This is a genomic window from Algoriphagus lacus (genome assembly GCF_003583985.1).
GTDB lineage: Bacteria > Bacteroidota > Bacteroidia > Cytophagales > Cyclobacteriaceae > Algoriphagus > Algoriphagus lacus.
Map to the genome: position 1 here is coordinate 81,048 of NZ_QXML01000006.1, position 19,219 is coordinate 100,266.

A 19,219-nucleotide genomic window follows, 5' to 3' on the forward strand; every position below is an offset into this window, starting at 1 on the left:
GATTCAAAACCAACCGAAAACTGTCCCCACACTTTTGACACCCAATACCAATGTGATCAGCCAAATGAAAATGGCGATTCCTGTTGCCAGAGGAGTATTTTTATACTTGCCTAATACTCCATGCTGTGCAGCTATCCAGATGATCCAGCCGCTGATCAGGGGAAGCAAGATTCCGTTGGCCAATTGGGCCAAGGTAATCAGCTGAACCGGTTTGATCCCCAATGAGGAAAAGAAAAGCCCTAAGCCTACAATCACTGCCATTGTGATGCGCATCGGAGTGGATTTGATCTCCTGATCCCAACCCATGATTCCGCAAACTACAAATCCGGCAGCTAATGGAGCCGTCAATGCGGATGTCAATCCTGCGGCTAACAAGCCAAAGCCCATCATGTAGCCGGCAAAACTTCCAAAAACAGATTCCAAACCTTTGGACACATCAATTGCAGATGTAATCTCAGAACTGGTGTTGGAAGCGCCTACAATTACTATGGCCATGGATACCACTCCTCCCAATATCACCGAGATGGAGATATCTCTGCGCATGGAAGGAAGATCCGAAGGGCTTTTCCACTGCTTATTTACAAGCGAAGCATAGAGAAAAAGATTGTAAGGAACGACCGTCGTTCCGATCAGGGCGACCAAAGTGGGCATTTCTTCCTCATTCCAACTTGGGATAAACCCGGAAAGCAAGCTGGACAGATCGGGTTTGGTCAAGGCTGCAGTGATCATGAATGCCAAGGACATTAAAATCACCAGGGCCACCAAAATCCGCTCAAGGGTTTTAAAGCTTCCTGTCCATAGGAGTAAGAAAGAGAAAATTCCGAGTAGGAAATTCCCTGATTGGAGTTCATGATTGCTAATCTGAAGCGTGGGGGCTTCCCAGTAAAAAGCCAGGCCAAGATTAGCACCGGATATGTTTCCGGATTCGTAGGCAGCATTTCCCAGGACAATTGCCATTAGCACCAAAATCATGGAGAAGATCCTGAAAACAGGCCTTTCGGTTTGATTTCTAAGCAAGGCACTCAGGTCAGAACCTGTGATAATTCCGATTCTGCCGGAAATTTCCTGCAAAATCACGGTGGCAACAATGGAAAGAACCATCGCCCAAATCAAAGAAAAACCAAAGTTTGCTCCTGCAAGGGTGCAGACAGTAACAGTGCCGGGACCAATAAAAGCAGCAGCTACGAGCGGACCAGGACCTAGATTTCGGAGAATGTTTTTGAGGTTCAAGCGGGAATTTTTCGGAAAATAGAGATTTGAGAAGAATTTTTGTAGGTTTTGGTGTTCACAGAAAATAATTATCCAAAATCCTAGGCATGATTTGGCTCAAACGAATAGGTAAACTACTGGCCGGTTTATTTTTATCTTTTATTTTCCTTCTGCTTTTATTTTACAGGAGTGACATTCCTGCAGAGGAAATTGCCGCAAAATACAGTACTCCGGAATCCCAATTTATCGATGTGGATGGTGTTAATGTACACGTTCGCTTTATGGGTGAGGGTGAGCCTATTTTTTTACTTCACGGCAGTTTTTCTTCATTGCATACTTGGGAGGTTTGGCAAAAGGAATTGAGTCCTTATTACATGACCGTTGCACTTGATTTTCCCGGTCATGGACTTACAGGTCCGGATCCACTCAAACGCTATAGTATTCAGGATTACAGTGAGTTAGTTCTTGATTTGGCAGAAAAGCTTAATCTGGAAAAGTTTCATTTGGCTGGTAATTCCATGGGAGGAGCAGTGGCCTTGCAGGTGGCATCCACCCGTCCGGACAAGATTCTTACCCTTAATTTGATCGATGCTTCCGGTGCCCCGGCAGTCAAAACAAGGACTTTGGATTCGACCAAAACTTCCTCACGAGGCGGTGGTGCATGGGTGTTCAAACTTCTCGAAAATCCGGTGTTTTCCAAGGTTTTTCTGAAATGCACCCCAAGATTTCTATTTGCCATGAACATGAAAGAAGTCTATGGGGACGAATCTAAAATTGGGTTGGAAACCACTGACAGGTATTTTGAACTGATGCTCCGGGATGGGAACCGGCAGGCTACCTTGGACCGTCTCAGTTCACCGAGAAATTCAAATATTCAGTTTGACCAGTTGACCATGCCGACCTTGATTCTTTGGGGAGCCAAGGATTCCTGGATCCCGGTTTCCCAGGGGTATGCCTTGGAAAAGGCAATTCCAGGCTCCAATCTGATTGTTTTTGATCAAGCCGGACATGTACCGATGGAAGAAATCCCGACGGAGTCTGTCGCAGAATACCTGTCTTTTTTGGGAGTGGAGGTGAGAAAAAACTACCTTGAACCTCCTAAACAAATCGTCTATGCCGATTGAAATGCTGTTGTTTCTGGTCCTTGGAGTCCAGATTTTGGTTTTGGTTCTTATTTTTTTTCGGAGAAAAGATGATCGGGAAAAGCTGTTTCTCCAGTCCGAACTGGCCAGAATGAGCAAGGAACTTGCCTTGGCTTTGAGCGAGGCCCGAAAGGAATCCAATGACAACCTTACCCAACAATTCAGGCTGGTATTTGATAATCAGCGGGCAGGTTCCAAAGACCAAAATGAAGCTTTGCGGGCTTTTGGCGAAGTGGTTCGAAACACAATGCAGGACTTGAATAATCTGCAGCGGGAGAAGTTTTCTGAGCTCAGCAGGAGGCAGGATGAATTGGTCAAAAACACGGAAATGCGCCTTGAGAAAATCCGGGAAACAGTCGATGAAAAGCTACAAAAAACACTGGAAGCAAGACTTGGACAGTCCTTTGAACTGGTGAGCAATCAACTTCAGGCAGTGCAAAAAGGCCTTGGGGAAATGCAATCCCTGGCCAACGGGGTGGGGGATCTTAAGCGGGTGCTCACCAATGTCAAAAGTCGAGGCGTGCTGGGTGAATATCAATTGCAGGCGCTACTCGAAAATATGCTGGCACCGGATCAGTACATCCTGAATGCTTCAGTCAGCGGAAGTCGGGAGCGTGTGGAATTTGCCGTGAAAATGCCTGGTCAGGAGGAGCAGGTGCTGTTGCCTATCGACTCTAAATTCCCTCAGGAATCCTATTTGAGATTGGTGGATGCGTATGAATTGGGAGATAAGCCAGCCATTGATTTTTGTCGACTGGAATTGATCAAGGCAGTCAAAAAATCCGCGTTGGAGATCCAAAGTAAATACATCCATCCTCCGGGTACTACGGATTTTGCCATCCTTTTTCTTCCTGTAGAAAGTCTTTATGCGGAGATTCTTCGTGAGCCTGGGCTCGCTCAGCAGATTCAGCAGGATTTCAAAGTGATCGTAACAGGGCCTACCACGCTTTCCGCGATTTTAAATTCCCTCCAAATGGGTTTTAGAACTCTGGCCATTCAAAAGAGAAGCTCAGAGGTCTGGCAAGTACTTGGCGCTATCAAAACTGAGTTTGGCAAGTTTGGAGAATTGCTCGAAAAGACTCAGCGGAAACTTCATGAGGCAAATTCGGAATTGGATAAATTGGTGGGCGTTCGCACGAGGGTTATCCAGCGAAAACTGAAGGAAGTCCAGGAGCTTCCCGAGGTGGAAAGCAAGACCTTGTTGGAGGATTAATTTTGGGCTGGGAGCAGAAAAACCAACACCAGAAAGGTAAAGTGCATGGCTATTATTAATCCATTTGATCGGTTGGTAAAAGAAAATCGTTTAAGTCCTGAAAACCATTCGGAAAGGTTATATTTTTGCCACCTTTTCTGATCACTCAAACAACCGCTATGGGGATGCACATTGTAATTGCAGGAGCAGGAGATATGGGATACCACCTGGCCGAGCAGTTGAGTTATGACAACAAGGATATTATCCTTATCGATACCGAGCGTGATGTGCTTGATTATGTAGCATCCAAGCTGGATGTGATGATTGTGGAAGGTGATGCTACCTCCATCGATGTGCTTCGAATGGCCAACGTGGAAAAGGCAAGCATGGTATTGGCAGTAACTACCTCCGAAAAAACCAATATTGTGACGGCTGTATTGGCAAAACAACTTGGAGCCAAACGGGTAATGGCTCGTGTGAGAAATCACTCGTACCTGAATGAAGGCAATATTCCATTTTTCAATAATCTGGGGATCGATAACCTCATTTCTCCGACCATGCTTTGTTCCCGGGAGATTTTCAAGATGATTGAAAACTCCAGTTTTACGGAAGTTTTTGACTTTGGAGGAGGAAAACTCAACATCGTTGGGATCACGCTTGACCAATATAGTCCCTTGGTCAATCAAAGAATCCTCGACACCAAAGAAGACCCGACTTACGATGACATTCGGATTATTGCGATTGTAAGAGATCAAAAGACCCTCATTCCACGAGGAAGTACCATTATCCGAAATAACGATCACGTGTTTTTTATTTCGAGTAAGAAAAACACAGAGACCATTCAGGAAGTCTTGGGTCAAAAGAAAGTCAAGATCAAGAATGTAATGATCATCGGGGGTGATGACATGGCAGTCACAACAGCTCTGAAGCTTCAGGATAAATACCGCGTCACATTGGTTAATAAGGATAAAGAGCGTTGCAAATGGTTGGCGGAGCATTTACCGGAGACCTTGGTCATCAATGGGGATTACAAGAATATAGAAATGCTTGTTGAAGAAGGGTTGGAGCAAATGGATGCATTTTTGGCACTCACCGAATCTTCCGAGACCAATATCATTACCAGCCTTTCCGCTAAAAACCACGGAGTATATAAAACCATCGCTCACGTAGACACACGGGAGTACATTCATATTTCCCACAGTATTGGCGTTGACTCCCTGATCAACAAGAAGCTGGTAGCTGCAAATGAAATTTCCAGGTACCTGAAAAAGGGTTCCGTTGAAGCCGTATCCGGTATTTATGGTGTGGATGCGGAATTTATCCAATACAGTGTCAGTAAAAATAACCGACTGACCAAGCATCCGCTGAAAGAACTGCATTTTCCCGAAACAGCCATTGTAGCCGGTGTGATCCGTGGAGAGGAAGTCTTTATTCCAGATGGGGATTTTACACTTCACGTAAACGACCAGGCTATTGTCCTGGCTCTTCCTCAAGCAAAGTTGGCTTTGGAAAAACTCTTCCATTAAAATATGCTCCATTTCAAAGCCATAGGTAAAATCATGGGCGCCCTACTTTTTTTGTTGGGCTCATTGATGCTTCCAGCAGCTGCCATTTCTTGGATTTATGGAGAAGATTCCAGCCCGATTCTTATCTCAGCGGCGATTTCACTTCTGATTGGTCTTATTCTTTTCTTTTCATTTTCCAAGCAGGATCAATTGATCCGGAAAAGGGAAGGGTATTTGATCGTAGCCTTGAGTTGGATATTGATGACGGGTTTTGGGATGATTCCGTTCATCATTTCGGAGGAGGTGACTACTACAGCCGACGCATTGTTTGAGACCGTCTCAGGGCTTACTACTACCGGAGCGACTATCCTGACAGACATCGAAGCCATGCCCAAGGGACTGCTCTTTTGGAGGAGTATGACCCACTGGATTGGAGGATTGGGGATTATCGTACTGACTGTTGCGATTTTTCCTCTTTTGGGAATTGGCGGGATTGAGCTTTTTGTGGCAGAGTCTCCAGGTCCTACCTCAGATAAAGTGCACCCGCGAATTTCTGAGACAGCCAAGCGTCTTTGGTATATTTATGTGGGCCTGACGGTGATTTGTACCTTGTTGTTTTGGGCAGGAGGAATGACTTTTTTTGATGCAATCAACCATTCTTTCGCGACCATGGCCACGGGAGGATTTTCTACCAAAAACTCCAGTTTGGCTTTTTATGATTCTGCATACATTGAGTATGTAGCAGTGATCTTTATGTTTTTGGCAGGAACCAACTTTACGCTTTTGTATTTCGGAGCCGTTGGAAAATTTAATCGGATATTCAAAAATGACGAGTTCAAGACCTACTCCATAGGCTTATTGGTTATTTCGATTTTGATTGCGGTACCGATTTACATGCATTCGGACATAGGTGTAGAGTTGGCCTTTCGGAAATCATTATTTCAGGTAGTTTCGGTTGTGACTACCACCGGATTTATCACCGATGATTATACCCAATATGGTTCAGGTGTGACCTTTGTTTTTTTCATGCTGTTGTTTTTGGGAGGATGTGCAGGTTCCACTTCAGGTGGTATAAAATTTATCAGGCACACTGTTTTTTTGAAAAATTCCTGGCTGGAGTTTAAGCGGATTGTTCATCCCAGAGCGATTGTTCCCCTGATCATCAACGGGGAGCGTGTCACGGGTCGAATCATCAATAACATCATGAACTTCCTTCTGATCTATCTGATGACCTTTGTTGTGGGGTCCTTGATTATTTCCATGTTGGGGTACGATTTGGCGACGTCACTAGGGGCAGTAGCGACTTGCTTGGACAATGCCGGACCTGCAATTGGAAAAGTTGGGCCTGTTGATAATTTTGCCTTTTTTTCCTCCGAAGCAAAGGTGGTACTTTCCTTCATCATGCTGTTGGGTAGATTGGAGTTGTTTACGATTCTGATCCTCTTTACCCCGTTTTTCTGGAGAGCGAATTAATCCTGAATCTCCATTTGAGCCAAAATCTTTGCGACTTTATCCTCGATCGTTTCGGAAGAAATGGAGGTTCGGCTCAACCTGTCCACCATCAGCGGGAATGAAAATGGTGTAAACTGAACTGGATACTTGATAACAATTTTCAGTTCGTTGATTTTCTTCATCGCTCGGACAAACTTTTCCTGTTCCATTTGCTGGTTTAAGGCTTCCAAGTGGGCTTGCTTCAGCAGAAGATTATCCGGATCGTATTGCTCAAACACTTGGAACAACAAACTCGAATTGGCTTGGATATGCTTGAACGTAGTGGGTTTGCCAGGATAGCCTTTGAAAACCAATCCCGCGATGCTGGCGATTTCCCTGAATTTTCTTCGGGACATTTCGCTTTCGTTGACACAATACAGGATGTCCTGATCAATATTTTTTAACGAGAAAACGTCTTCTTCCATGATTTCCTCCGGTGAAATGTACACGTCCGAAAGCAGTTCAAATCCATAGTCATTCATGGCCATATTGAGCGATACTGGATAGCTTTGGGAAATCCGATAAGCAATCAAAGCGCTCATCAGTTCGTGGATCATTCGGCCTTCAAAAGGATAGAAAAACAGGTGATACCCTTCGCTGCTTCGATGGGATTCAATCAGAAAGGTATTTCGGTCGGGAACTACGGAAAGCCTATCCTGTAAGTCCAAAAGCGGCAAAACTCTTCTAACTTCTTCGGATCGAATTATTCCCGAATTGTAGTCTTGATAAATCTCCCGGATTTTATCCGCAAGCTTGGAGGAAAGTGACATTCGGGCACCCATCCAACTGACTACATTGTTTGTTTTCTTTTCAGAAACCTTCACGATCGCACTCAAGTCTTTGACTTGGAGCAATTCCAGATTTCTCCCTGAGAAAAAGAACCGGTCTCCGATTTTCATTTTTGCAATGAAATATTCTTCGACTGTACCGAGAAAGGTTCCGTTTTTGAACTTGACTTTCAGCATGGGGTCGGAAACAATCGTTCCCATGGAAAGTCTGTGTTTCATGGCTATCCGCTTGTTTTTGACCCGGAAAAGTCCGTCTTCCTCCTCGCTGACTTTTAAAAAATCCTCGTAGCTGCCGAGCGAATTTCCACCTTTGGTGATGAAATCCATTGCCCAAGTCATTTCGTCCGGACTCAAATTTCGGAAAGAAAGGGTTCGCTTTACAATCTGGAAAATGAAGTCCCGATTGAAGCCCTTGCCAACTGCCAGAGTCACCAAAAACTGGATTAGGACATCGTAGGGCAGTTCGGGAGGAAATTGGGATTCGGCTTCCTCCTTTTCAATGGCATCCCGAAGTGCTGCCGCCTCGATCAGCTCCAATGCATTTGTAGGTACAAAATAGATCTCGGAGGGAAGCCCCGGCTGATGTCCGGCCCGGCCTGCTCGCTGAACAAATCGGGAAACTCCCTTGGGACTTCCCACCTGAATCACCCGATCCACAGGTCTGAAATCCACTCCCAAGTCCAAACTGGAAGTGCAAACGACCAATTTGAGCTTTCCTTCATGGAGTGCGTTTTCCACCCAGGTTCTGACTGAATTGTCCAATGAGCCGTGATGCATGGCAATCCACCCCGCCCAGTCGGGCCGTGCTTCCAGGATTTTCTGATACCAGATTTCAGTTTGGGACCGGGTATTGGTGAAGAGCAAGACTGATTTTGCCTGCTCGATGATCGGGATAATCTGGTCCATCAGTCGGATTCCCAAGTGTCCAGACCAGGGGTATTTTTCTATTTCCTCCGGAAAAACCGACTGCAGAATGATCTCCTTGTTGATCTTGGCCTTGATGATGTGGATAGGAAGATTTTCTCCCAAAAGCGCCTTGGCCGCCTCTTCCAAGTTGCCAATCGTGGCCGATACCGCCCAGCGCCGAAAGGTCACAGGACAGATTGCTTGGATGTACTCGAGCGCCAACTGGACCTGAACGCCTCGCTTGTTTCCTACCAATTCATGCCACTCGTCAACCACAATGGCCTTGACTGATTGGAAAAGGTCAGGATGATCCTGCTGGGAGAGGAGCACATGAAGTGTTTCCGGGGTTGTGATCAGGCATTCGGGAGGCCTGCGTTTCATCGCTGCTCGGGTTTTGGCGTCGGTGTCACCGTTCCGAACGGCGACTTGCCATGGCAAACCGATTACCTTGCAGACTTCCTGCATGGCTTTTTGGATATCTTGTGCCAATGCCCGCAGTGGAGTTACCCATATCAGCTGAATTCCGTTGTTTTGAGGTTTTTGCCAGGAATCAGGATTGGCTTGAATGTATTCGAGAAGTACTGGAAACCAAAGTGCAAAAGTCTTCCCAGAACCTGTAGGCGCATTGAGCAGCCCGGACTTTCCGTCCAAAAAATCCTTCCAGGTCTGAATCTGAAAGGGAAACGGTTCCCAATTCTTTTTCCGGAAATACTCCAGACCAACCGCTAAGCGCTTATCCTCCATAGGTTTTCAACAGGGCCTTCAAGTCATCCAAAGTATTGGCCTCTTCTTTGGGTTTGTCCTTTCTCCAGCGCAATATTCGTGGAAATCGGAGTGCTATTCCACTTTTATGACGGGGACTGTCCTGAATTCCTTCAAAGGCGATCTCAAAAACCAATTCGGCCTTCACCGTCCTGACCGGACCGAAACGTTCACGAGTATTCTTTTTCACGAATGCATCCACCTCCCGCATTTCAGCGTCAGTCAGCCCGGAGTATGCTTTGGCAAAAGGAACCAGATTTTCCCCATCCCAAACTGCAAATGTATAATCGCTGTATAGATCAGCTCGGCGGCCGTGTCCCTTTTGAGCGTAAATCATCACTCCATCGATCGTCAGGGGTTCGATTTTCCATTTCCACCAGCTTCCCCGTTTTCGGCCACTTTCATAGGGGGAGTCCAGCTTTTTGAGCATCAGCCCTTCTGCCAAGTGGTCTCTGGAGAGACTTCGAATCCGGGTAAGTTCTTCCCAAGACCCTGATTGGATTAATTGAGAAATATGAAAGTTGGAATGAGAGACATTCAGATGCAGGTTTTCCAGATGCTTTCTTCGGACGGAGATTTCCAAATTTCGGATATCAGCTCCTGCAAACTCCAAGAGGTCATACGCTACTAAACTCACCGGAGCTTCCTGAAGCTGTTTTTTGCTGACGTTTTTTCGTCCAATCCGGGTTTGGAGCAAAGCAAAGGGGAGTGGCTGACCTTCCCGAAAGGCCAGAATCTCTCCATCGATGACTGTTCCGTCGGGCAGCTTTTCAGCCAAGTCCAGCAATTCAGGAAATTTTTCATTGACCAGTTCTTCACCCCGACTCCAGATAAATGTCTCACCCTTTCTTCGGATCAATTGACCGCGGATGCCGTCCCATTTCCATTCTGCCTGCCATTCTGATACTTGGCCGAGCTCGTCTGGTAGTTTTTCCAAAGGATGGGCGAGGAAAAAAGGATAGGGTTTTGAAATGTCCATCAAACCATCCTTTTGATCAAAAAGTCCGGAAAAGCTGACTTCCTGAGGATTCCAATTTCCCATTAAAGCATGGGCAACTTGAGCGTTTTCAAGTTTAAGGACTTTTGCCAGTGCCTGACTCATGAGGTTTTGGCTGACACCGATTCGGAATCCTCCTGTGATTATTTTGTTGAAAACGAACCGCTCGGTTCGGTCAAGTGAGTCCCAAGCCGTTTGAATGTGTTCCTTTTTTTCAAGATCGTCCAGCTTTTCCAAAGCTCGAAGAAAGTGGATCCATTGGCCTAAATTTTTATTGTGGGTCTGGGTTGGTGGGGGGAGAAGTAAGGCGATAGTTTCGGCCAGATCTCCTACGGAATGGTAGCTTTCTTCAAAAAGCCAATCCGGAATTTTTGCCAGTTCTATTGCCCATTCTCTCAGTTGTCGGGTTGCCACCTGGCGCTTGGGTCTTCGGTGGGAGAAAATCGCCACCGCCCAGACTTTTTCTTCATCCGGGGCCTTTTCAAAAAAGTCCACCAAAGCATCCAATTTGTCTCCGGTTTTATTGGACTGGTCCAGACGGCTGATCAACTCAGCAAAATGCTTCATGGGTTTATTGGAAAGGAATTGTTTGCTTGTAGGATTTCAATCACCTTTTTTGAAACTGAAATTGATAATTTTTAACGGTAAACGAACAGTCTTTAAAAGCATTCCGTTATTTGATTAGAAAACCCATCTATTCATGAAAAAGTTACTTCTGGCAGCGATAGTTTCTCTTGGAATGGCTTCTTGCACAGATCAGGAACCGGATTTATACACCGGAAATAAGCTGGAATTTGAATTATTCCAATCCAGTACTTATGACTTCAAGGGCAATTTGGAGGTAAAAGAATTAACAAATGGAAGCTTGGAGTTTACGCTGAGGATGGATGGGGCAAAAGCTTACACTGATTATTCATACCCTGCCCACCTGCATTTTGGAAGTTATGATCAAGCAGATGCACCAATTGCACAGTTGTTGAATCCCGTTTCGGCGAACAAATTGGAGTCGGTCACCGTCCTTGGCAAATTGTCCGACGGTTCAATATTGACTTTTGAGCAAATGAAAACCTTTGACGGCCACGTTAAAATCCATTTGGCCAATGATGGCCCCGATTATGGAGTGATCTTGGTTGCTGGAAATGTCGGAGGAAATTTTGATCCGGAAATTGGTTTTGATCCTTCCAAGATTGCGGTTTGCGGTAAGAGTTTTTGAACTAAACTATTGGTAAAAACGGAAAAGGCAGCCCAACGAGGCTGCCTTTTCTACTTAAAACTGGTTTCGATTAATTGTTGATGACTACCGGGAAAGTGATGTCGAGGTCAGTTTCACCACCTGCCTGCTCAAAATTCTGGAAGTTTGGATTTGTCGCTCCCGGGAAATTTTTGTCCAAATCGTGGCGAAGTACTACTCTCATTTGGGCATTGTTTGTTCCAGGCGAGGAAGAAACAGCAAGCCTGTTTTGGAGTCCAATCAATTTTCCGCTTGGATCATTGTAAGCAATAGTCATGATGTTTCCGGTAAATGCAGTTCCAAGGAAAAAGAACTGATGCTCGTCGGCTTCCTCAAGAATCTCTGCACTGATATCCTCTCCTTCAATGCTGTTGGTGACAGCGATAGTCATTCTGTAGTTTTTTCCTTTTTTCAAGTTGATTGTTTGGATGGTTGGAGTAGCTCCTACCTCGATCCCTTCAGGATCAATTGCACTAAAGCTGACAGGTGTTCCCACAGGATTGTTGGAAGCATCCAACTCTTGGAAATTCAATACTACATTGGTGATTACTTCTCCTTCATTTTCAGGTGTTGGATCGTCGCTTTCGCAGGAAACAATTCCAAGAGTGAAGGCTGCAACTAGGTAAACGGGTAGTTTTCTGAAGTTTTGCATAATGGAAATAGTTTAAATAAGAGTAATAGTTAGAATTGGTAATTGAGTTTAAGTAAAATGTTTCTTCCCATGTCCGCGGTGAAATAGCGGAAGCGGTTCATGTATTCCCGGTATTCGGTATTGAAAATGTTGTTGATCTGAAACCCTACATTGAATTGATTTTTAGCCAGTTGAAATTTTTTCTGATAGCCAATGTTAAACAGGGCATAAGCAGGTGGAGCGGGAGCGAGATCAAAATCAGGCTCTCTTTTTTGTTGCGCCACCAGCACATTACTGAAGGTGATTCGGTCTGATTCCGGATTGCTGCTTTTGCCAAAAGCATAAGACACACCCCAGTCCATTCTGTCTGAAGGAATGAAGGGGAAGTAATTGTCCGCCTCGGTATTTTTTGCCCTGATGATCGACCCTTTCAGGTAGCCGTTTAAGCGATCCGAAAAGGTATAGCTTCCCGACAGGTCAAATCCATAAAAAAATGCGTCGGCCTGAAGGTATTCGTAGACGTTGAAAGTACCCCTCAGGGAAACGAAAGTCTCTCCGGTTGGATTGAGGTAGATGTAATTCTTGATTTGGTTGGCGTAAACGGTGAATTCCACCAAGGCTTTTTCGCTTTCGTATTCCAGTCCGTTTACCCATTTCAGAGAGTTTTCAGAGACGAGATCAGGGTCACCGATTTCCACTGCTGCAGCGCCATGATGGAGGCCTTGGCTGAATAGTTCATTCACATTTGGTGGTCTCCAAGCTGTTCCCAGGTTGCTGGTAAATGCAAAATATGGACTCAATTGGTAAAGCCCCCCCACGAATGCGGAGAAGTTTTGGTAATCCAGATCGGCTGTCTGGAGTTCATTACCCACATAGCGGGCAGCGCTGACTTGTCTGTAATCATATCGAACTCCACCTTCAAGTTCCAGTGGGCCTTTGAGGTATTTTTCCATGGCGAAAATTCCCCCGTTGAACATTTCGTAGTTTGGGATCAATGGAGTGACCCCAGTACCTGGAATGTTGCTGTTTGCTTGCTGGATCACATTGAGTCCAATAGACCCGCTCCAGTTAGTTTTGATTGTATGGTCAACAAACAGATCCAAGGTATTGGTGATCAACTCCAAATCCAGACTTGGTCTGCTGTTTAATTCGCCTCTTCTCCGGTCAAATTCCTGTCGGTTGTTGAGTTGGAATCCATATTGGAGGTTAAGTTTCCACTCCGGATTGAGGTGGTAATGGGATTTAATTTTGGCCAAATGATGGGACACCACCTGCTTGGGGTTGTTGATTTCGTAGGTGAAATCCGCTTTGGTAAACGGTTCTCCGTTTTCGATAATATTGATCAAATCAGACAGGTTACCGGTATGGGAATCTCTTAAAATTCCCAATTCGGTATTGAAGAAACTGTAATAGGCTTCTGCCCCCAAGCGGTCCGAGCTGTACCCAAGCGAACTGGAAAAATTATATTCAGACATCCCCGTATTGGCTTGGTAGTAGTTCGGTGATTTGACATTTCCGGCTCTCTTCACGGATCCTTGAACTCGATAACCCAATCCTTTTATTTTGTCGGAACCACCCAAATGTGAGGCGGACAAATTCCCCATGTAGCCGTTGCTTGCCCCAAGCAGGTGAATTTCTGTCAGGTGCTTTTTTGATGTAGGTAGGGCAGGAGGATTGACTAGAATTACTCCTCCCATTGCTTCCGGTCCAAATCGGACAGTCTCAGCGCCTTTGATCACTGTGATTTCGTCAGCCAAAAAAGGATCGATTTCAGGAGCATGTTCTGCTCCCCATTGTTGGCCCTCCAGCCGGATACCATTGTTCAAAATCATGATCCGATTACTATGCAGGCCATGTATAACAGGCTTGGAAATGGTATTTCCTGTGGAAAAAGTAGTCACTCCGGCGACTCGTTTAAGGCTTTCTCCGAGACTTTCGCCTCGTGCCTGAAGCATGGCCTCTCCATAAAGCGAGGTTACTGCTGTTGTTGTCTGCACCGCTTCCCTGTGACCATGAACCTCCACACCTGTGAGGTCAAGTGACTCTTCTTCCATTCTGAAAGTCTGTGCCGTTGAACTTCCTGTTAGGTTTACAGATTGGCGGATTTCCTTATGTCCAAGGAATTGAACTGTGATCGTGTAGGTGCCTGGACAAAGTCCACGGATGACAAAGTTTCCATTTTGATCCGAAACAGCCCCGGTACGTGTTTCCAAAATCCAGACATAAGCAGCCTCGATAGGATCGTCGTTTTCCTGGTGCAGTATTTTACCCCGCAAAATCAAGTCGCACTTTTGTCCAAAGCTCATCTGAGCGGACAAAAGCATCAACAGAACTGCGACGGGTGTAAATATTTTCGAATTCACAGATCAAAAATAGAATCAGTTGCAGTATTAAACCAAGCTTTTTGAAACAAAGTTGCAAAAAGTGTTGAGGGGTAAAAAAACAGGATGTTTATTACCTGAAATTCAGGCAAAAAAAATCCGGCACTGTGCCGGATTCAGGATTTAGAGGGTAGTACTTGATTTTAATTTAACCAGGCAGACCAAGGAATTCTGCTTAGGATTAACACCAATCCGACAGCATACATCATGTAAATGCTGCGAAATTTTGCGCGTGAGACTTCCAGCTTTTTTGCACGGATATAGCCAACGGAGATGACAACGATCGCCAAAATATTGATGAGTGGATGCTCCAAAGCGGTCAATCTTGCGGCTGAATCTGCCATCGTGCCTTCAGCAGTCAGGAGAGAAAATCCCAGAGGGCTAACAAAATAGAGAATAAGTCCTATCAGCAATTGGGTATGGCTTAGGATAAAGGCAATCATGGCGATTTTCCGGTCTTTTTCAGTGAATTCTCTGCCGGAAAGTGTTCCAATTAGTCCATAGATAATTACAAAAATCAGGGAAAGAAGCGCCAAATAGGCCAATCCTGAGTGTAAATGTTGAAGTCCAGTGTACATGTGTTCTTGTTTTGTGTGGTGAAAATAGTAGAAATGTAAATGCCAAACGATCTAAAATGTTTGAAACTTACTCCACATAGAGGACGAGTCCTTTGAGGTATTCAGTTTCAGGGTGAAAGATGTTGATCGGATGGTCAGCAGGCTGGGAGAGTTGGTGAAGGATTTTCACTTTTCGGCCGCTTTCCATCGCAGCTGCTGTAATTGTATGGGAGAAAAGGCTTTTGTCCACGACCTGACTGCAGGAGAAGGTAAACAGGATTCCTCCCGGCTTGATTTTGCGAAGTGCTTCTGCATTCAATCGCTTGTAAGCCTGCACAGCATTGTGTCGGGCCTTGATGTTTTTTGCAAATGCCGGCGGGTCGAGCACAATCAGGTCAAAATCATCTCCGATTTCACGGATGTATTTGACGACATCTGCCACGATAGACTGGTGCTTACCTGAAAAGCCGGGATTCAAGGCTACGTTTTGCTCTGTCAATTCGATGGCTTTGGAAGAGATGTCGACGGAATGAACTTCCGATGCACCTTCATTTAAAGCCAATACCGAAAACCCTCCTGAATAGCAAAATGTATTCAGGACTTTTTTGCCTTTGGAGTAGGTCGAAACCAGCTTTCTGTTTTCCCGCTGATCTATGAAAAAGCCTGTTTTTTGACCTTTTTCCCAGTCAATTCTGTAGGTGGCCCCGTATTCTTTGACCAAATCGGTTTCGGCTTTTCCCCAGACCCATTCGTTGGATTCGATATCCAGATTTTTCGGAAGGGTCTCGGCACTTTTATCATACACCCCTTTAAGCTTTTCTCCTAAAACTGAGCGGAGTGCCTCTGCGATTTCTTTCACATGTCGGTGCATTCCAATGTGATGTGCCTGAATCACCGCGGTGCCATGGTAATAATCGATGATCAATCCCGGAAGCAAATCCCCTTCACCATGAACCAATCGGAAGACGTTAGTTTTTTGATTTTCAGTCAGACCAAGGTTTTTTCGTAAGGCATAGGCTGAAGAAATCCGTTCCTTCCAAAACGCCTGATCAATAGGCCGCTCTTCAAATGAAATGATCCGAACCATAATAGATCCCTGAGCAAAATGACCTGTTCCAAGGAATTCATTTCTTGCCGAGAACACAGAAACCAAGTCCCCGTTTTCAATTCCAGGATCTGACTTGGCAATCGCTCCGGAAAAAACCCAGTGGTGTCTTCTAAGCAAGGAAATCTCTTTGCCTTTCTGAAGGATGATTTTAGGATAGTTCATTTGCGGTTTTGTGTTTTTCCGGAAAGCTCAAGCTGCCGAAAATCATGGATAATATACTAGTTCCCAAGCCAATAAGGTGTGCATGGTCCTCCAAGCCGACATTGGATGCCGCCAAATAGCCAATCATTCCAAAAACCATGGACATCAAAGCACCCATATGGGAAGCTTTTTTCCAATAGAGTCCAGCTGTGAGAGGCACAAAAAGAGATACCAACATTAGAATGGAAGCTCCGGCGACCAGTTCATAGATATTGGATTCCAAAGAGGCCATTACTGTGGCAATCAATGCCACAATGATAATGTTGATTCTAAGGATCCAAAGAAAGTGCTTGTCGTTCAGTTTCTTATGGAAGTAAGGTTTGATTAGGTTTTCCGAAATAATGGCAGCTGGCGCCAATAATCCCGAACTGGTAGTACTCATGATCGCGGAGATCAAGGCTCCAAAAAAGACGATCTGAATCGGAAGTCCACCATGCTGCAGCACCATGGAAGGAAGAAGCATTTGCTTGTTTTCAAGGTAGAGCTCAGGGTAAAGCACTTTTGAACCTAAAGCGATGAAAAGGGGAAGGAGGCCAAAAGTGAGGTAAAAAATGCCGGCCAGGTAAGTGGACTGGACTGCAACTTTTTCTGATTTGGAGGACATTACCCTCTGGTAAATGTCCTGACTTGGGATACTCCCCAATCCGAGAATTATCCATGCGCCAAAGTAATTGGTCCAGCCGTTCAGGGTGTTTTCAGGGAAAAACTGAAAACTCTCCGGAGGGGCTTGGTCAATAATATTCCCGATACCACCCGCCTCATTGGCAACCATAATGGCCACCCAAACCAAACCAACCACAATCATGGTGGTCTGGATAAAATCGGTGATTGAAATGGCCCACATGCCTCCGAGGAAGGTGTAAAACACAACAATCCCAGCAGAAACAAGGATTCCCTGTACCATGGTCAGGTCTGTGACTGCCCCCAACACCAGACTCAAGGCAACCAATTGAGCCGCCACATAGCCGAAGTAGGCTGGGATCATAAAGACTGATGCGAAGAATTCAATCCGCTTGCCAAAGATCTTTTTGAACACGTCTCCGATAGTCAGCACATTCATGCTGTACATGGGGCGTAGATAGAACATTCCAAACAGAATCAGACACAGCGCTCCACCAAAAGGATCCTCAATCACTCCCAGCAAGCCTTCCTCCAGATAAACGGATGAAGCTCCAAAGATCGTTTCGGATCCAAACCAAGTAGCAAATAGGGCAGAAGCGGAAAGGAAAAGTGGTAGGGATCGGCCTGCCAGCACGAAATCATTGGAGTTTTTGACCAACCTGGAAGACCAGGCACCAACGGCCACGGTCAGGGCCAGGTAGATGATGATCGCAGTGAGCAGCAATTTCGATCAGCTTAGCTTTTGCCGTAAAGTTTTTCCCTTATTGATTTGATTTCCTCGTTGGCCAAGTAGTCATCGTAAGGCATTCTTCGATCGATAGTTCCTTTTGGTGTAAACTCGATAATTCGGTTGGCGGTAGACTGAACGAAGGCATGGTCATAGGAACTCATCAAAACTGTGCCGTTGAAATCAATGATCGCATTGTTGAAGGCGGTGATTGATTCCAAATCGAGGTGGTTAGTTGGTTCGTCCATGACCAATAGGTTTGGGTTCTGCAACATCATCTTGGATATCATGCAGCGAACTTTTTCCCCTCCGGAAAGGACTGTACATTTTTTGAACGACTCTTCCCCTGTGAAAAGCATTCTTCCAAGGAAGGTTCGTACGTAAGCTTCCTCCTGATTGGAGGAGTATTGTCTGAGCCAATCAATCAAATTGAGGTCAGTTTGGAAATATTTGGAGTTGTCGTTTGGAAGGTATGCCTTGTTGATGGTGACTCCCCACTTAAATGTCCCTTTGGAGGCTGGGATTTCTTCCATAATCGTTTGAAAGAATTTGTTGACAGCCTGCTTGGTTTTGGAGATGAAAGCAATTTTGTCGCCTTTGTCTACCATGAGGTTGACATCCGTGAAATATGTCACACCATCAGCTTTGAGTTCGAGATTTTCGGTCATGAAAATCTGATCGCCAGCTTCCCTTTCCGGTTTGAAAATGATTCCCGGATATTTTCTGCTCGATGGCTCAATTTCATCGACATTTAGCTTTTCGAGCATTTTCTTTCTGGCTGTTGCCTGCCGTGACTTGGCCACGTTGGCAGAGAATCTGTCGATAAACGCCTGAAGTTCTTTTCGCTTTTCTTCAGACTTCTTATTGGAATCTGAGCGTTGTTTTAGCGCAAGCTGGGAAGATTCATACCAGAAGGTATAGTTACCTGAATAGATTTTGATTTTTCCAAAGTCGATGTCTACAATGTGGGTAGACACGGTGTCGAGGAAGTGACGGTCGTGAGATACCACGATCACGAGGTTTTTGAAGTCAATCAGGAAATCCTCCAACCAGATAATAGTCTCAGCATCCAGGTCGTTGGTAGGTTCGTCAAGGATCAAGATGTCAGGATTACCAAAAAGAGCCTGTGCCAAGAGCACCCGGACCTTTTGATTACCAGCCAATTCTTTCATCGGCAGGTAGTGAATGTCTTCAGAAATTCCAAGTCCGGATAGGAGGGCTGCCGCATCTGACTCAGCATTCCAGCCGTCCATTTCTGCAAATTCTGATTCAAGCTCAGAAGCTCTCAATCCATCTGCTTCGGTAAAATCCTCCTTCAGGTAGATGGCATCCTTTTCCTGCATGATTTCATAGAGTTTCTTATGACCCATCAATACAGTCCTAAGCACCTCGACCTCATCGAATTCAAAGTGGTTTTGCTTCAAAACAGCCATTCGCTGGCCCGGAGTGATGTTGACCGAACCGCTTGTGGAGTCGATTTCACCCGAAAGGATTTTTAAGAAAGTGGATTTTCCTGCACCGTTTGCACCAATTACCCCATAGCAATTGCCGGGTGTGAACTTGAGGCTTACCTCATCGAAAAGGGTACGCTTACCAAACTTTAAGGAAAGATTATCTACTGAAATCATGGAGGTTTTCTTCTTTTAGAGGCGCAAAGATAGGGAATTAAATTTTTTCAGACTTAGCCAATCCTGCGGCTAATCCCTTTCAAAGTGGAGTTTAACACATTTTCCAAAAGAATATTTTCCCTTTAACTATATTGAAATTCCC

The 19,219-nt window shown here is 45.2% G+C and carries 14 protein-coding genes; 5 read left to right on the forward strand and 9 right to left on the reverse strand.

The window, feature by feature from the left end:
- Positions 1–3: 3 nt before the first annotated feature.
- A complete protein-coding gene (locus tag D0X99_RS12800) occupies positions 4–1,230 on the reverse strand; it encodes an Nramp family divalent metal transporter (protein ID WP_119478234.1) in 1,227 nt (408 codons plus the stop codon).
- Positions 1,231–1,316: 86 nt separating this feature from the next.
- Between D0X99_RS12800 and D0X99_RS12805 the strand changes: the two genes are divergently transcribed.
- From D0X99_RS12805 to D0X99_RS12820, 4 genes are all read left to right on the forward strand, one after another.
- Entirely contained in the window at positions 1,317–2,333 is a 1,017-nt protein-coding gene (locus D0X99_RS12805; protein WP_119478235.1) for an alpha/beta fold hydrolase, read from the forward strand.
- A complete protein-coding gene (locus D0X99_RS12810) occupies positions 2,323–3,564 on the forward strand; it encodes a DNA recombination protein RmuC (protein ID WP_119478236.1) in 1,242 nt (413 codons plus the stop codon). Before D0X99_RS12805 ends, D0X99_RS12810 begins: the two co-directional genes overlap by 11 nt.
- Positions 3,565–3,722: 158 nt before the next feature.
- The gene (trkA, locus tag D0X99_RS12815) at positions 3,723–5,069 is read left to right on the forward strand and encodes a Trk system potassium transporter TrkA (protein WP_119478237.1); all 1,347 of its coding nucleotides are present in this window, start codon (positions 3,723–3,725) and stop codon (positions 5,067–5,069) included.
- Between the two features lie 3 nt (positions 5,070–5,072).
- Positions 5,073–6,521, forward strand: coding sequence for a TrkH family potassium uptake protein (locus D0X99_RS12820; RefSeq protein WP_119478238.1), 1,449 nt, complete (start codon positions 5,073–5,075; stop codon positions 6,519–6,521).
- Here D0X99_RS12820 and D0X99_RS12825 read toward each other — a convergent pair.
- Positions 6,518–8,977 carry a ligase-associated DNA damage response DEXH box helicase gene (locus D0X99_RS12825; RefSeq protein ID WP_119478239.1) on the reverse strand — a complete coding sequence of 820 codons (2,460 nt, stop codon included), beginning with the start codon at positions 8,975–8,977 and terminating at the stop codon, positions 6,518–6,520. The genes D0X99_RS12820 and D0X99_RS12825 overlap by 4 nt on opposite strands.
- Positions 8,967–10,559 carry an ATP-dependent DNA ligase gene (locus D0X99_RS12830; RefSeq protein WP_119478240.1) on the reverse strand — a complete coding sequence of 531 codons (1,593 nt, stop codon included), beginning with the start codon at positions 10,557–10,559 and terminating at the stop codon, positions 8,967–8,969. The genes D0X99_RS12825 and D0X99_RS12830 overlap by 11 nt, the downstream gene beginning before the upstream one ends.
- Before the next feature lie 133 nt (positions 10,560–10,692).
- Here D0X99_RS12830 and D0X99_RS12835 point away from each other — a divergent pair, with 133 nt between their 5' ends.
- Positions 10,693–11,205, forward strand: coding sequence for a hypothetical protein (locus D0X99_RS12835; protein ID WP_233553713.1), 513 nt, complete (start codon positions 10,693–10,695; stop codon positions 11,203–11,205).
- Between the two features lie 70 nt (positions 11,206–11,275).
- Here D0X99_RS12835 and D0X99_RS12840 read toward each other — a convergent pair whose 3' ends face one another.
- From D0X99_RS12840 to D0X99_RS12865, 6 genes are all read right to left on the reverse strand, one after another.
- A complete protein-coding gene (locus D0X99_RS12840; protein ID WP_119478241.1) occupies positions 11,276–11,875 on the reverse strand; it encodes a hypothetical protein in 600 nt (199 codons plus the stop codon).
- A 29-nt stretch (positions 11,876–11,904) separates the two neighbouring features.
- Positions 11,905–14,217 carry a TonB-dependent receptor gene (locus tag D0X99_RS12845; RefSeq protein ID WP_233553714.1) on the reverse strand — a complete coding sequence of 771 codons (2,313 nt, stop codon included), beginning with the start codon at positions 14,215–14,217 and terminating at the stop codon, positions 11,905–11,907.
- A 161-nt stretch (positions 14,218–14,378) separates the two neighbouring features.
- Positions 14,379–14,813 (reverse strand): hypothetical protein, encoded by a 435-nt coding sequence (locus tag D0X99_RS12850; RefSeq protein ID WP_119478243.1) that lies wholly within the window; start codon positions 14,811–14,813, stop codon positions 14,379–14,381.
- 67 nt (positions 14,814–14,880) lie between these two features.
- The gene (locus D0X99_RS12855; protein WP_119478244.1) at positions 14,881–16,062 is read right to left on the reverse strand and encodes a class I SAM-dependent rRNA methyltransferase; all 1,182 of its coding nucleotides are present in this window, start codon (positions 16,060–16,062) and stop codon (positions 14,881–14,883) included.
- The gene (locus tag D0X99_RS12860; RefSeq protein ID WP_119478245.1) at positions 16,049–17,446 is read right to left on the reverse strand and encodes a sodium:solute symporter family protein; all 1,398 of its coding nucleotides are present in this window, start codon (positions 17,444–17,446) and stop codon (positions 16,049–16,051) included. Before D0X99_RS12860 ends, D0X99_RS12855 begins: the two co-directional genes overlap by 14 nt.
- Positions 17,447–17,457: 11 nt before the next feature.
- Entirely contained in the window at positions 17,458–19,077 is a 1,620-nt protein-coding gene (locus tag D0X99_RS12865) for an ABC-F family ATP-binding cassette domain-containing protein (RefSeq protein ID WP_119478246.1), read from the reverse strand.
- Positions 19,078–19,219: the final 142 nt, after the last annotated feature.

Excerpts from the sequence above, each read along its gene's own strand:
- D0X99_RS12850 (WP_119478243.1), bottom strand. The coding sequence starts at position 14,813 with ATGTACACTGGACTTCAACATTTACACTCAGGATTGGCCTATTTGGCG.
- D0X99_RS12865 (WP_119478246.1), bottom strand. The coding sequence starts at position 19,077 with ATGATTTCAGTAGATAATCTTTCCTTAAAGTTTGGTAAGCGTACCCTT.
- D0X99_RS12825 (WP_119478239.1), bottom strand. The coding sequence starts at position 8,977 with ATGGAGGATAAGCGCTTAGCGGTTGGTCTGGAGTATTTCCGGAAAAAG.
- D0X99_RS12820 (WP_119478238.1), top strand. The coding sequence starts at position 5,073 with ATGCTCCATTTCAAAGCCATAGGTAAAATCATGGGCGCCCTACTTTTT.
- D0X99_RS12810 (WP_119478236.1), top strand. The coding sequence starts at position 2,323 with ATGCCGATTGAAATGCTGTTGTTTCTGGTCCTTGGAGTCCAGATTTTG.
- D0X99_RS12830 (WP_119478240.1), bottom strand. The coding sequence starts at position 10,559 with ATGAAGCATTTTGCTGAGTTGATCAGCCGTCTGGACCAGTCCAATAAA.
- D0X99_RS12840 (WP_119478241.1), bottom strand. The coding sequence starts at position 11,875 with ATGCAAAACTTCAGAAAACTACCCGTTTACCTAGTTGCAGCCTTCACT.
- D0X99_RS12855 (WP_119478244.1), bottom strand. The coding sequence starts at position 16,062 with ATGAACTATCCTAAAATCATCCTTCAGAAAGGCAAAGAGATTTCCTTG.
- D0X99_RS12805 (WP_119478235.1), top strand. The coding sequence starts at position 1,317 with ATGATTTGGCTCAAACGAATAGGTAAACTACTGGCCGGTTTATTTTTA.
- trkA (WP_119478237.1), top strand. The coding sequence starts at position 3,723 with ATGGGGATGCACATTGTAATTGCAGGAGCAGGAGATATGGGATACCAC.
- D0X99_RS12835 (WP_233553713.1), top strand. The coding sequence starts at position 10,693 with ATGAAAAAGTTACTTCTGGCAGCGATAGTTTCTCTTGGAATGGCTTCT.